Consider the following 13,541-nt stretch of genomic DNA (forward strand, 5'->3'; position numbering starts at 1 on the left):
AAGGGAGTCTCATAAAAAGAAAAAGGCTTGCCGCAGCAAGCCTTTGAAGAGGGGCATCAAGCGTTCTGGCGGTGCTGCTTTTCCAGTTTCTTCTTGATCCGGTCGCGTTTGAGTGTGGACAGGTAATCGACGAACAATTTGCCGTTGAGGTGGTCGCATTCGTGCTGGATGCACACCGCGAGCAGGCCTTCGGCAATCAGCTCATAGGGCTTGCCGTCGCGGTCCAGCGCCTTGATCCTGACCTTTTGCGGGCGGTCGACGTTTTCGTAGAAACCCGGTACCGACAGGCAGCCTTCCTGGTATTGCTCCATTTCGTCGGTCAGCGATTCGAACTCGGGGTTGATGAACACCCGCGGTTCGGTGCGGTCTTCGGAAAGGTCCATCACGACGATACGTTTGTGCACGTTGACCTGGGTCGCGGCAAGGCCGATGCCCGGCGCTTCATACATTGTTTCAAACATGTCATCGACCAACTGACGCACTTCGTCGTCCACTACAGCCACAGGCTTGGCAATAGTGCGCAGACGCGGGTCCGGGAATTCGAGGATGTTTAAAATGGCCATAGGCTTTGATTGCTGCACACGTTGAGTAAAGTCGGGCGATGGCCTGGCAGGTCCGAAGATGCAGGCTACCGTTGTGAAGCGTAGCTTGTGCATTTTGCACAAGCGAGCCACGGGGGCTCTGACGGTTCACGCGAATGCACATGATAAAGGGATTCACTGCATGAGGAAAACACTACTCGCCCTGCTGCTGTTGGCTTCGGCCGGCGTGGCGCAAGGGCAAGTGCAACTCAGGGATGGTTTTCCACAGCAATACACGGTGGTTTCGGGGGATACACTCTGGGACATTTCCGGCAAATACCTGCGCGAGCCCTGGCAGTGGCCACAACTGTGGCGGGCCAATCCGCAAATCGAAAACCCCAACCTGATCTATCCCGGCGACACGCTGACGCTCAGCTACGTCAACGGCCAGCCACAACTGATGCTCAATCGTGGCGAATCGCGCGGCACCATCAAGCTCTCGCCACGGATCCGCACCAGCCCGGTAGCCGAGGCGATTCCGAGCATTCCGCTGAAATCGATCAACAGTTTTCTGCTGAGCAACCGTATCGTCGACAAGGTCGAGGACTTCGACAAGGCGCCGTACATCGTCGCCGGCGATGCCGAACGCGTGCTCAGCGGTACCGGTGACCGGATCTTCGCGCGCGGCCATTTCGATCCGGATCAGCCGGTTTACGGCATCTTCCGTCAGGGCAAGGTCTACACCGATCCGCAGACCAAGGAGTTTCTGGGGATCAACGCCGACGATATCGGTGGCGGTGAAATTGTCGCCACCGAAGGCGACGTCGCCACCCTCGCCCTGCAACGCACCACGCAGGAAGTGCGCCTCGGAGACCGCTTGTTCAGTGGCGAAGAGCGTTCGATCAACTCGACCTTCATGCCCAGTGCGCCAACGACCAACATCAACGGCGTGATCATCGATGTGCCGCGCGGCGTCACCCAGATTGGTGTGATGGACGTGGTCACGCTGAACAAAGGCAAGCGCGACGGTCTGGCCGAAGGCAATGTGCTGGTGGTGATGAAAACCGGCGAAACCGTGCGTGACCGTATTACCGGTCAGCCACTGAAAATTCCCGACGAACGCGCCGGGTTGCTGATGGTGTTCCGCACCTACGACAAACTCAGCTACGGCCTCGTTCTCAACGCTTCACGCTCGCTGGCGGTGCTCGACAAGGTGCGAAATCCGTAAGCTTGCTTCACAAGTTACCAACAGAGTTATCCACAGCTTGTTCCGAATGGTTCGGGGCTTATAACGATCAAGGATGATCCATCATGTTGCCTGTCTGTACGCCGGTTTCCCCGGCGGAACTGGAAGCGCGTCTGCGCCTGCACCGTTTGCCGGATGTCGGCCCGAAACGCTTTGCCAAATTGCTCGAAGCCTTTGGCTCGGCGTCCAAAGCCATCAGCGCGCCGGCCAGCGCCTGGCGTTCGCTGGGTTTACCAGCGGCTTGCGCCGAAGCGCGGCGCTGTCCCGAAGTTCGCGACGGCGCCAGCCATGCAATGCGCTGGCTAGAGCGCCCGGAGCATCATTTGCTGATGTGGGATCAGCCAGATTACCCGGCGCTGCTGGCGCAAATTCCGGATCCGCCACCGTTGCTGTTTGTCGCCGGTGATCCGCTGATTCTCGAAAAACCGCAACTGGCGATGGTCGGCAGTCGCCGCGCTTCGCGTCCGGGAATGGACACCGCAGCGGCGTTTTCCCGCAGCCTCGCCGGGGCCGGGTTTGTCATCACCAGTGGTCTGGCACTGGGTATTGATGCCGCCGCGCATCAGGCCGCGCTGGATGTCGGTGGGCTGACTGTCGGGGTACTCGGCACCGGGCTGGAAAACTTTTATCCACAGCGCAATCGACGCTTGGCCGACGCGATGATTGCGTCCGGCAGCGCGGTGCTTTCGGAGTTTCCGCTGGACGCCGGGCCGACCGCGAGCAACTTCCCCCGGCGCAATCGGATCATCAGCGGTTTGTCCCTTGGTGTGCTGGTGGTCGAGGCCAGTGTCGCTAGCGGATCCTTGATCACGGCAAGGCTGGCGGCGGAACAGGGGCGCGAGGTTTACGCGATTCCTGGCTCGATCCATCACCCCGGCGCACGGGGTTGTCACCAGTTGATTCGGGATGGCGCGGTGCTGGTGGAAACCATTGATCACATCCTCGAAGCGCTGCGCGGTTGGCAGCGTTTGCCGCTGTCCACAGACACGCCGCAAGTCGACCATCCACTGCTCATTCTGCTGCATGCCGCGCCGCACACCAGCGAAGGTCTGGCCGACAGCAGTGGCTGGGCTTTACCGAAAGTGCTGGCAGCGCTGACCGAACTGGAAATGGATGGCCGCGCGGTGAGTGAAAACGGCCGCTGGTTTGCGCGGGTGAGCTAGGTTTTACAAGGAAGATCGGTAAACTGCGCGAAACCTGATTGCGGAGAGTTTTTTCATGGTCAACAGTTGGCGTGTGCAACAAGCCGCACGAGAGATTCGCGCCGGGGCGGTGATTGCCTATCCAACCGAAGCCGTCTGGGGGCTGGGTTGCGACCCGTGGAACGAAGAGGCAGTGGATCGGTTGCTGGCGATCAAGAATCGTTCGGTGATCAAAGGGCTGATTCTGGTTGCCGACAACATTCGCCAGTTCGACTTCCTGTTCGAGGACTTCCCGCAAGAATGGATCGACCGCATGGCCAGCACCTGGCCGGGGCCGAACACCTGGCTGGTACCGCATCAAGGCTTGTTGCCGGAATGGGTGACCGGTGTGCACGACACCGTGGCGCTGCGGGTCAGCGATCACCCGCAGGTACGCGATCTGTGTTCGATGGTCGGGCCATTGATTTCGACCTCTGCCAACCCGCAGGGTCGCCCGGCGGCGCGTACGCGTTTACGGGTTGAGCAATATTTCCGTGGGCAGGTGGATCTGGTGCTGGGTGGTAGCCTCGGCGGACGGAAAAACCCTAGCGTCATCCGTGATCTTGCGACCGGTAAGGTCATTCGTCCCGACTGACCCGATTTCTACCTGATGGGCTTGCGAACTCCTCGACTGCATAGACGAGGAGTTTTTCGTCCGCCTGCGATTTATCCCTGAATCTGTCGCGCAAGTTAAACAATCTGTTGTTTATATTGGTTCTTCGTGTGTCAGATAAATCTATAAACAAGAACTTTCAGTAACTTTTCCCACGTCATTATCAGAAGTCGCGCAGTGGCGATATTTCCAAAAGCATCCATTATTTCAATGCGCTCAGGAAACTTCGATAAGTTAACGTCTGCGGAGAAGGAATGGACACTACGAATTTACAACTCAAGGATTATCTGCAGGGGCTTCAGGAAACGCTGAACAAGCAACATGCTGATTATCGAATTGCTATTCTCGATACGGGAGCAGACATAAGCGAGTTTGAACGATTCATCGGCCGCCAGTTTCGTCTGCGGTTAAAGCATTACATGCTGACTTCCAAAGCCAGGGCACTTGAAACGAAGCTGGCGATTTCATCGCGCAGCACGCATTTTCTGTTGTACCAGCGCGATCAATTGACGGCGGTATTAAGAGTGACCCCCGCGCCGTTCGAATGGGTATCGCTGGCCCATCAATATGTCTCGCCGACCGTGGCGCTGGCGCGTCATGTCGAGTTCAGTCGCCTGATTACCCATTCGCAGCAACACCGGCCGGTACCGATCAATGCGCTGCTGGCTGCCGCCACCGAATGGGCGATCGATCGCGGGTATCAAGGCGTTACCGCCTTGTGCAGATCACCTCAACGACGTCTGTTCCAGCGTTTCGGCCTGACGCCGCTCACCTCAAGCTCACTGCATATCGAACAACGCGCTCGTGGTGATTACTGGCTGTTGTCTGCCGAATGGCGGCAAATCCTTACCGCGCTTCAACAGCCCTGCACCATTAACGCCGATTACCCGGAGACTCACAATGAATGCGTCCGTCAGTTTTGAACAACAGTTGATTGTGCTTGATCAGCGAATCGAAAAGACATGGGCCGATATTCTGGATAATTCCCGGCTGGTCAAGGCCATCCGCGAGGGCAGTGTTTCCAGAGCCTTATATGCGATCTATATGATCGAGACGTTTCATTACACCGCGCACAATGCACGAAACCAGGGCCTTGTCGGAGTGCGACATGCCGATAATCCGGTGTATGCAAAGTTCTGTTTTGAACATGCGGCGCAAGAAGTCGGTCATGAAAAGATGGCTCTGCATGATGTTATGAGTCTGGGTTTGAAAAATGAAAGCTTTGATATACCGCCGGCACTTCCGGAAACTGAAGTACTGATTGCGTATTTGTACTGGATTTCTTTTACCGGTAATCCGTTACAGCGGCTTGGATACAGTTACTGGGCGGAAAACGCCTATCACTTCATTACTCCGCTGATCGACAAACTGAGTGAAACACTGGCGCTGAAGCCAGCACAGCTGACGTTCTTCATTGCTCACTCAGATATCGATGTCGAGCATTTCAACGAGATCAAATTGATCCTGCAACGCACCTGCAAGCACCAGGCTGACTGGGATGCCATTGCCACCGTGATGGAAACCAGTCTGCGCCTGACCGGCAACATGCTTGAGGCGGTTTATAAGCAGTATGAGGCCTGGCAAAACGGCTGCGCGCCGCGGTATGAATTCCTTCATGCCCTGGATAAATCATGACGCCCTCGAGTGCGTTCCCGGGATGGGTACGTGGAGGTTGTGATGGCTGAATACTTCAAGCGATTGAACTATGCGCTGGGGGATGAAGACACGGCGCTCGAGTACTCCATTCTGCCCGAGCATGCCCGGCACGTGGCGGGCGTTGCCGGTTGTGGTGGTCGAGTTCTGCCGTTGCTGGCCCGCAGTCCGGCCCGCATGACTTGCGTGGATATCAGTGCGCCACAACTGGCCTTTACCCGCTTGCGTTTTGCCTTGCTGGCGCAGACCGATCACGATTCATTCATGGACTTCATGGGTTACCGATCGGGGACCTCGGCGATAAGGCGCCAGTCCATTTTTCAGCAACTGGACCTGCCCTCGGCGGATCGTCAATGGCTGGCGGACCTGTTTCATTCCCGTCATTGGCAGGCACCGGTTTACATGGGGGCCTTCGAGCAGACCCTGCAGCGATTGGCAAAGATCAACGGACTGTTCACCGGTAAGGCCGGTCGAGCGATTTTCCAGTGCGGCGACCTGGGCGAGCAAGCGGCGTATTACTCAAGCCATTTCCCTCTCAAACGCTGGAAGGCTGTGGTCGCCTTGTTGGGAAATGCAGCGGTGCTGAATTCGCTGCTGTATCGCGGGGCATTTCCTCGCAACAACCTGGGTGTCAGTTCCCGCGAGGTGTATCTGGGTATTTTCCATACCTTGTTTACCACGCAGGTCGTGCGCGAAAGCTTTTTCCTGCAAATGCTGTTTTTCGGTGAACTGCGATATCCGCAAGGCTTGCCGCTTGAGTGTGATCCGCAGGTTTTCCGACAGGCTCGCAAGGCACTTCAGGTGTGCGAGTTGAGCGTGGTGCAGGGGGATATTTTCGACTGCGTTGCCAAGTACAGGGATGTCGATTTTGTCTCGCTTTCCGACGTGACTTCATTCTTGCCCCCAGCGGACAGCAGCCGTGTCCTGCAGCGAATCCAGCCTGCCTTGAGCACGCATGCGCTGACGGTCATTCGCGGCCATTTGCATGTGGTCAGGCCCGATAGCAAAGGCTTCTGCGACGTTACCATGCAGTATCAGGACGCCATCGCACGCGAAAAAACCCAACTCTGGCGAGTACAGGTGTACCGCCATACCTCACCTGTGCAGGTATCTCGATGAATACACCTCATCCGACCGTCAATTGGGTCAGGAACCGCGTTCGTCAGGCGCGTGACGATCAGCAGCAACTGTTCGATGCCGGGCTCAATGGCCTGCAGCTGGTGAAGCGCGAGGGCAAAGTCATAGAGTTGGGCAATGGCGAACAGTTGACCGAGTTTCTTTCATGCTCCTATCTGGGCCTGGAGAGCGATCCCCGTCTGATTCAAGGTGCAGTGCAAACCGTCGAGTCTTTCGGTGTGCAGTTCGCGGCCGCCCGGACCCGAGCGCTGCTGCCGCCGATGCGTGAACTCGATGAGCAGTTGAACCGGATATTCCAGGGGCATACGGTGACGTTCAACTCGGTGGGCAGTGCTCATCTGGGTTGTCTGCCACTGCTGGGCTCCGGCGAGTTGCCGTCGTATCCCTTGCGGCGCGGCCCAGGCTGGATCGTTGACCGCGCCGCCCATGCTTCAATGCAAGTGCTGCAAGGCATCCTGTGGCAGTTCGGCCCGGTCCAGCGCTGCGATTGCAGTGATCTTCAGCAAGTCGAAGACGCCTGCTCCACCGCTGTCGCTGCAGGCAATACGCCCATCATCCTGACTGACAGCATTGGCTCGATGCGCGGGCTTTATCCCGTTAATCGATTGCTGCAACTGGCTGAGCGCTTTGAGGGTTATCTCTATGCGGATGACGCTCACGGCACGTCGATCCATGGCGAAGCCGGAGGCGGCTATGCCCTTGTTGCTGCCACTGAGCCGTTGCGCGCTCGTTTGATCCTGCTGTCGTCGTTGTCCAAGGCCTTCGGTGCAACCGGCGGTGCGATTACTGTGCTGACCGCGGCGGATGCCGAGCTGATTCGGCGCCATGCCTCGACTTATACCTTCGGTGGGCCACTGTCCATGGGCGGTGTCGGCGCGGCCGTCGCCTCGGCCAATATTCATCTTTCTGCACAACTAGGCCGGTTGCAGGCCTCGCTATGGCGAAATGTGGCGGTAATTGATGACCTGCTCGGGCCGGTGCTGGGCAATCACCAGATTGCTTCACCCATACGTTTTGTCCGGGTCGGCGCCGAGCGTGACGCCATCAACCTGGCGGTGCACCTGCGTCGCCACGCCATCGCGGTCACCACTGCCTTGTTTCCGGTGGTAGCCAAGGGTGAAGCCATACTGCGGCTGGCCATCAGTGCGAATCACAGCCACGACCAGTTGGAACATCTGGCCAGTGTCGTCAACGACGGGTTCGCCGAACTGGGCATTCGTCAGGGAGAGCCGCGGCATGCGCAGTGATCCTATGAGGCAGGCCAGTTCGAAGGCCATTCACGCGGCAGCGACAGAGGCCTTCACGAGAAAGTTGGCCCATGCGCGATCCCTGCCATGGTTCTGCACGTTGTATCCGCAGATTCGGCACGTACAGACCGCAGAGGATCTGCATCGGCTACCGATCCTGGCTGTGGAGGACGAACAGGGTGGCTTGCTGTTTACTCAACTCGGCGCAGCGTCACACCGTGCGCCGGGTGGCGGGCTGACCCTGACCTCGGGTGGCAGCACCGGTAACCGCAAGCACATTACCCATTCCTGGGCATTCAACGAAAGCGTCGTGCCCCTTGGGGCGCGGATGTTCGCTGCGACCGATGAGCATCCCCGTGTCGTCATTAATTGCCTCACGCCCGGTGAAATGCAGGGTGCCTTTCAATACGCGGCGGCCATCGTCCAGCACATCGGCGCGCGCCTGCTGCCTGCGGGCGCACTGATGGGCGTTCAGCGCATAGCCGGGGTGATTCAGTCACAAGCGGCCGATGCACTGATCTGCACCCCCTCTTTTGCGGCGGCACTGTTCAATCATGCCGATGTCGATAAGGCGCAGTTGAGCAGTCTGAGATGGCTCTACTACATTGGCGAACCCTGCCGTCAGCCCCTGCGCGAACAACTGGCCCGGGACTGGCCGGCCGTGAGCATACGGTCGTTGGGCTATAGCTCGACGGAGACCGGGCCGATCGGCTTCCAGTGTGCGCACCTCGAACATGGTTTCTACCATCTGCACGCGGATGCGATGCTGCTGGAAGTGGTTAATCCCGTCAGCCTGCGAGCGCTGGCCGACGGTGAAACCGGCGAGTTTCTGCTGACCCCTTTGCTGCCCGATCAGGTGCCGTTGCTGCGGTACCGCATTGGCGACCGTGGTCGACTCCTGGGCAGGCAATCGGACTGTGCCTGTGGCAGCGCTCTGCCAATACTGGAGCTGGAGGGGCGAGTCGAGAGCTCGATCAAGCTGGGCGGTGCGCTCATCACTCAGAAACAGGTTCTGAGCGTGCTCGCAGAGGCGTTGCCCGAACTGCATGCTTCGGATGTGCAGGTGCAAATCGATCGACAGGCCGACGGCGCGCACATGTGGCTGCTCATCGCGCATGAGCGATTGCCGGCCGGTGCAGAACGCATTATCGAAGGGGCTTTGCGCAACGAGGCGCAAGCGAGCGCATTGCTCGGACTGCCAGGTGTGCTGGGCTTGCAGGTGCGGCGTCTGGCTCGGGGTGATTTTGCAACCACCGTGGCCGGCAAAACGCCGTTCTTCGTTGAGTTGCGAGGCGCCTCGGGCGAGTCATGACGACTCGTCCGGGGGCTTCGTTGGCTGGCTATGTGTCAGGGCAGCAGGACGGTGGAGCCGGTGGTGCGCCGTGCCGACAATTCGGTTTGCGCCTTCGCCGCATCAGCCAGTGAGTAACGCTGGCTGATGTCCACCTTTAACTTGCCGCTGATGATCATCTCGAACAACTCATCGGCCATCCGCTGCAGATTCTCGGCATTGTTGGCATAAGTCGCCAGGGTCGGTCGGGTCACGTAGAGCGAACCCTTGGCGGAGAGAATGCCCAGGTTCACGCCGTCCACCGCACCAGAGGCATTACCGAAGCTCACGACCAGGCCACGCGGCGACACGCTGTCGAGGGAAGTCAGCCAGGTGTCCTTGCCGACACCGTCATAAACCACCGGGACTTTCTTGCCGTCGGTCAATTCCAGCACGCGTTGCGCAACATTTTCGTGGCTGTAATCGATCGTCGCCCAGGCGCCGTTGGCCTTGGCCAGTTCGGCTTTTTCTTTGGAGCTGACGGTGCCGATCAGCTTCACACCCAAGGCCTTGGCCCACTGACAGGCCAGCGAACCGACACCACCGGCCGCCGCGTGGAACAGAATGGTTTCGCCACCCTTGAGTTCATAGGTCTGGCGCAACAGGTATTGCACGGTCAGGCCTTTGAGCATGACCCCGGCAGCGGTTTCGAAACTGATTTCGTCGGGAAGGTGCACCAGATTGTCCTGGGGCAGCACATGCAATTCGCTGTAAGCGCCCAATGGGCCGCTGCCATAGGCGACGCGATCACCGACTTTGAACCGGGTGACGTCGCTGCCCACGGCATCGACGATGCCCGCACCTTCAGCGCCCAGGCCGGATGGCAAGGTTGGCGGCGCGTACAGGCCGCTACGGAAATAGGTGTCGATGAAGTTCAGGCCAATCGCCTTGTTGGCCACACGCACTTGATTCGGGCCGGGTGCGGCGGGTTGGTAATCAACATATTCGAGCACTTCGGGGCCGCCGTGGGCGCGGAACTGGATACGCTTTGCCATCTGCCTGCTCTCCTTGGGTCTTTCGTGAGCCCCCTATCCAACTCCCATGCTTGATCTTCGTCAACTGCGGCGCGTCGTTGTGCGGTGGTATGCTACGCACCCATTTGCGTCGCCCGTCTGCCGGGGCGCCGCCCGATTCAAGGTGAAGCCATGACGACCCGCACCGACGCCGTAAAGGCCTATCTGCTCGATCTGCAAGACCGCATCTGCGCGGCTCTTGAAACCGAAGACGGCGGCACGCGCTTCGTCGAAGACGCCTGGGCCCGGCCCGCCGGCGGTGGCGGTCGCACCCGCGTGATCGAAAACGGCACGCTGATCGAAAAGGGCGGCGTCAACTTTTCCCACGTCTTTGGCAGTGGTCTGCCGCCGTCAGCCAGCGCCCACCGTCCTGAACTGGCCGGTCGCGGTTTTGAAGCCCTCGGCGTGTCGCTGGTGATTCACCCACACAACCCGCATGTGCCGACCTCCCATGCCAATGTGCGCTTTTTCATCGCCGAGAAAGAAGGTGAAGAGCCGGTCTGGTGGTTTGGTGGCGGCTTCGACCTGACTCCGTATTACGGCAACGAAGAAGACTGCATTCATTGGCACCGCGTTGCCGAGCAGGCTTGCGCGCCGTTCGGCCCGGACGTCTACCCGCGTTACAAGGCCTGGTGCGACACCTACTTCCACATCAAGCATCGCCACGAACCGCGCGGTATCGGCGGTCTGTTCTTCGATGACCTGAACGAGTGGGACTTCGATACCAGCTTCGCCTTCATGCGCGCCATCGGTGACGCTTACATCGACGCTTATCTGCCGATCGTGCAGCGCCGCAAACACGATGCGTTCAGCGCTCAACAGCGTGAGTTCCAGGAATTCCGCCGTGGCCGCTACGTCGAATTCAACCTGGTCTACGACCGCGGCACGCTGTTCGGTCTGCAATCGGGCGGACGTACCGAGTCGATCCTGATGTCGCTGCCGCCGCAAGTGCGCTGGGGCTATGACTGGAAGGCTGCGCCTGGCAGCGAAGAAGCGCGCCTGACCGAGTACTTCCTGCAAGACCGCGACTGGTTAGCCGAAGCCTGAGGATTTCTGATGGATCGTTACGTTGTTTTCGGTAACCCGATCGGCCACAGCAAATCGCCGATGATTCACAAGCTGTTTGCCGAACAGACCGGCCAGCACCTCGACTACAGCACCCTGCTGGCGCCGCTTGATGATTTCGCTGGCTGCGCCACGGCGTTTTTCCAGGAAGGTCGCGGCGCCAACGTCACCGTGCCGTTCAAGGAAGATGCCTACCGTCTGGCCAACAGCCTGACCGCGCGCGCACAACGGGCCGGCGCGGTGAACACCTTGAGCAAACTGGCCGATGGCTCGCTGCTCGGTGACAACACCGACGGCGCCGGACTGGTGCGAGATCTGACGGTGAACGCCGGGTTCAGCCTGAGCGGCAAACGCATCCTGCTGCTGGGTGCCGGTGGCGCGGTGCGCGGTGCGTTGGAACCGATGTTGGCGGAGAAACCGGCGTCGGTGATCATCGCCAATCGCACAGTGGACAAGGCTGAATTGCTGGCAGAGTTGTTCTGCGACCTGGGGCCAGTGTCGGCCAGTGGTTTTGACTGGTTGCGTGAGCCGGTGGACGTGATCATCAACGCCACGTCGGCTAGCCTGACCGGTGAAGTGCCGCCGATTGCGCCGAGCCTGATCGAGCCGGGCAAGACCCTGTGCTACGACATGATGTACGGCAAGGAGCCGACGGCGTTCTGCCGCTGGGCCAGCGAGAATGGCGCAGCGGTATCGATGGATGGTTTGGGGATGCTCGCCGAGCAGGCCGCAGAAGCGTTTTACCTGTGGCGCGGCGTGCGCCCGGACACTGCGCCCGTGCTCACAGAGTTGCGTCGACAACTGGCCCTTTAAAAGCTTCGCGAGCAAGCTCGCTCCCACAGTGGAATGCGATCAGATGTGGGAGCGAGCTTGCTCGCGAATGGCCGCACCGCCGGTCTTTGATCAATCCTCAAACCGGATCGGACATTTCTCCGGCCCTTCAAGCTTCCTCAACTCCTCCACCACCTGCGGCCGCGCCCGGCGCATGGTCAGGCTGCGATTCTGGCCCAGCAGGCGCCGTGCCTCCTGATGCAGCATCTCCACCCCCGAATAGTCGATGAAGTTGATCTGCTGCGCCTCGATCACCACCCGCGCGCCGTGCATGCGTTGCAGGCGTACTTGCAGATAATGGCTGGCGCCGAAAAAGATCGACCCGCCGACGCGCAACACATCGTCCTCGCCGTCGCGCCAATGCTGCACGCGCGGTTGCGAGGTGCGCTTGAGGTAGAAAAACAGCGAGGCCAGCACACCGGCATAAATGGCCGTCTGCAATTCCAGCAGCAACGTCGCGAGACAAGTCAGCGCCATCACCACGAACTCGGCACGGCTGACCCGCAGCAAGGCGCGAATTGCGCGATGATCGACCAGGCCCCAGGCAATCAAGAGAATGCTGCCCGCCATCGCCGGAATCGGAATGTGCGAAATCAGCCCCGCGCCGAAAATCGCAAACAACGCCACCCATATCGCCGAAAAAATCCCGGCCAGCGGCGAGCAGGCGCCCGCCTCGTAACTCAAACCGGAACGGGTAAACGATCCGGCCGACAACGACCCGGAAAAGAACGCCCCGACGATATTCGACAAGCCCTGCGCGCGGACTTCCTGATTGGCATCGAGCAATTGCTGCGAGCGCGCGGAAATCGAACGGGCAATCGACAGACTGGTAACCAACCCGAGCATGCCCACTGCGACGGCGCTCGGCAGCAGGCGCAAGATCAAATCCAGATCCAGCGGCAACGCACTGAACGGCGGCAACCGTCCGACAAAAGCGCTGACCAGATGCACATGGCCGAACATCGCCGGCCACAGCCACACCAGCAGACTGGCCAGAGCGAGGGTTATCAACAGCGTCGGCCAGCGCGGCAACAATTGTTTCAACACGACACCGACGACCACCGTGGCCAAACCCAATGCTAGCGAAGGCTTATCCACAGCCCTGAGGTGTTGCAGCAGATCCATCAGACTCGCCAGTGCCGTGGCTTTCGCTGCTAACTCCAGCCCCAACAGGTTCGGCAACTGCCCGATGGCGATCACCACCGCCGCGCCGAGGGTGAATCCCAGCACCACCGAATGCGAGACGAAGTTCACCAGCGCGCCGAAACGCAGTAAACCGAGCAGCCACTGGAAAATTCCTGCCAGAAACGTCAGCAACAAGATCAGGGTGATGTAGTCCTGAGACGCCGGAACCGCTAAGGGACTGACACTGGCAAACAGCACAATGGAAATCGCCGCCGTCGGGCCGCAGATCAAATGCCACGACGAACCCCACAGGCAGGCGATCAGCACCGGGATGATTGCCGCGTAGAGGCCGTATTCGGGTGGGAGACCAGCGATCAGTGCGTAGGCAATCGACTGGGGTAACGCGAGAATTGCGCCGCTGAGGCCGACGATCAGATCCCGTCCGACACTGACGCGGGTTTGCCGCGGTAGCCAGGTGAGGAAGGGGAAGAGAGAGTGGCGGCTGGGGAAGGCCATGGGTCCTCGCGGTTGGGGTTTTGTTCAAGGTTATCAGGGTGTCAGGGGAAAGGCCCCTCACCC

The 13,541-nt window shown here is 59.5% G+C and carries 13 protein-coding genes; 10 read left to right on the plus strand and 3 right to left on the minus strand.

The features are described from left to right. Positions 1-56: 56 nt before the first annotated feature. Positions 57-563 carry a peptide deformylase gene (gene def / locus FGA82_RS03600; RefSeq protein ID WP_085696605.1) on the minus strand — a complete coding sequence of 169 codons (507 nt, stop codon included), beginning with the start codon at positions 561-563 and terminating at the stop codon, positions 57-59. Between the two features lie 160 nt (positions 564-723). On the opposite strand from def, the gene FGA82_RS03605 reads away from it, so the two are divergent. The 8 genes from FGA82_RS03605 (at position 724) to FGA82_RS03640 (ending at position 8,910) form a co-directional block, all read left to right on the plus strand. Continuing rightward, positions 724-1,749, plus strand: coding sequence for a LysM peptidoglycan-binding domain-containing protein (locus FGA82_RS03605; protein WP_141126046.1), 1,026 nt, complete (start codon positions 724-726; stop codon positions 1,747-1,749). An 80-nt stretch (positions 1,750-1,829) separates the two neighbouring features. Further along, entirely contained in the window at positions 1,830-2,930 is a 1,101-nt protein-coding gene (dprA, locus tag FGA82_RS03610) for a DNA-processing protein DprA (protein ID WP_141126047.1), read from the plus strand. Positions 2,931-2,985: 55 nt separating this feature from the next. Next, the gene (locus FGA82_RS03615) at positions 2,986-3,543 is read left to right on the plus strand and encodes an L-threonylcarbamoyladenylate synthase (protein WP_141126048.1); all 558 of its coding nucleotides are present in this window, start codon (positions 2,986-2,988) and stop codon (positions 3,541-3,543) included. 272 nt (positions 3,544-3,815) lie between these two features. Further along, positions 3,816-4,484: a hypothetical protein gene (locus FGA82_RS03620; protein WP_141126049.1), complete on the plus strand. Its 669-nt coding sequence runs from the start codon at positions 3,816-3,818 to the stop codon at positions 4,482-4,484. Next, a complete protein-coding gene (locus FGA82_RS03625) occupies positions 4,462-5,196 on the plus strand; it encodes an iron-containing redox enzyme family protein (protein ID WP_141126050.1) in 735 nt (244 codons plus the stop codon). The genes FGA82_RS03620 and FGA82_RS03625 overlap by 23 nt, the downstream gene beginning before the upstream one ends. A gap of 42 nt (positions 5,197-5,238) precedes the next feature. Continuing rightward, positions 5,239-6,333 (plus strand): DUF3419 family protein, encoded by a 1,095-nt coding sequence (locus FGA82_RS03630; protein ID WP_171057232.1) that lies wholly within the window; start codon positions 5,239-5,241, stop codon positions 6,331-6,333. Continuing rightward, complete coding sequence (locus FGA82_RS03635; protein WP_141126052.1) at positions 6,330-7,598, plus strand: aminotransferase class I/II-fold pyridoxal phosphate-dependent enzyme; 1,269 nt, start codon at positions 6,330-6,332, stop codon at positions 7,596-7,598. The genes FGA82_RS03630 and FGA82_RS03635 overlap by 4 nt, the downstream gene beginning before the upstream one ends. Beyond that, positions 7,588-8,910 carry a phenylacetate--CoA ligase family protein gene (locus FGA82_RS03640; protein WP_249384211.1) on the plus strand — a complete coding sequence of 441 codons (1,323 nt, stop codon included), beginning with the start codon at positions 7,588-7,590 and terminating at the stop codon, positions 8,908-8,910. Before FGA82_RS03635 ends, FGA82_RS03640 begins: the two co-directional genes overlap by 11 nt. A gap of 35 nt (positions 8,911-8,945) precedes the next feature. Here FGA82_RS03640 and FGA82_RS03645 read toward each other — a convergent pair whose 3' ends face one another. After that, the gene (locus FGA82_RS03645) at positions 8,946-9,923 is read right to left on the minus strand and encodes an NADPH:quinone reductase (RefSeq protein WP_141126053.1); all 978 of its coding nucleotides are present in this window, start codon (positions 9,921-9,923) and stop codon (positions 8,946-8,948) included. 150 nt (positions 9,924-10,073) lie between these two features. Between FGA82_RS03645 and hemF the strand changes: the two genes are divergently transcribed. Then, positions 10,074-10,988, plus strand: a complete 915-nt coding sequence (gene hemF, locus FGA82_RS03650; RefSeq protein ID WP_141126054.1) for an oxygen-dependent coproporphyrinogen oxidase — start codon at positions 10,074-10,076, stop codon at positions 10,986-10,988. Positions 10,989-10,997: 9 nt separating this feature from the next. Beyond that, a complete protein-coding gene (gene aroE, locus FGA82_RS03655) occupies positions 10,998-11,819 on the plus strand; it encodes a shikimate dehydrogenase (protein WP_141126055.1) in 822 nt (273 codons plus the stop codon). A gap of 90 nt (positions 11,820-11,909) precedes the next feature. On the opposite strand, the gene FGA82_RS03660 is transcribed toward aroE, so the two are convergent. Then, positions 11,910-13,478, minus strand: coding sequence for a SulP family inorganic anion transporter (locus FGA82_RS03660; RefSeq protein WP_141126056.1), 1,569 nt, complete (start codon positions 13,476-13,478; stop codon positions 11,910-11,912). Positions 13,479-13,541 lie beyond the last annotated feature (63 nt).

This window comes from Pseudomonas fluorescens (genome assembly GCF_005938625.1).
GTDB lineage: Bacteria > Pseudomonadota > Gammaproteobacteria > Pseudomonadales > Pseudomonadaceae > Aquipseudomonas > Aquipseudomonas fluorescens_BD.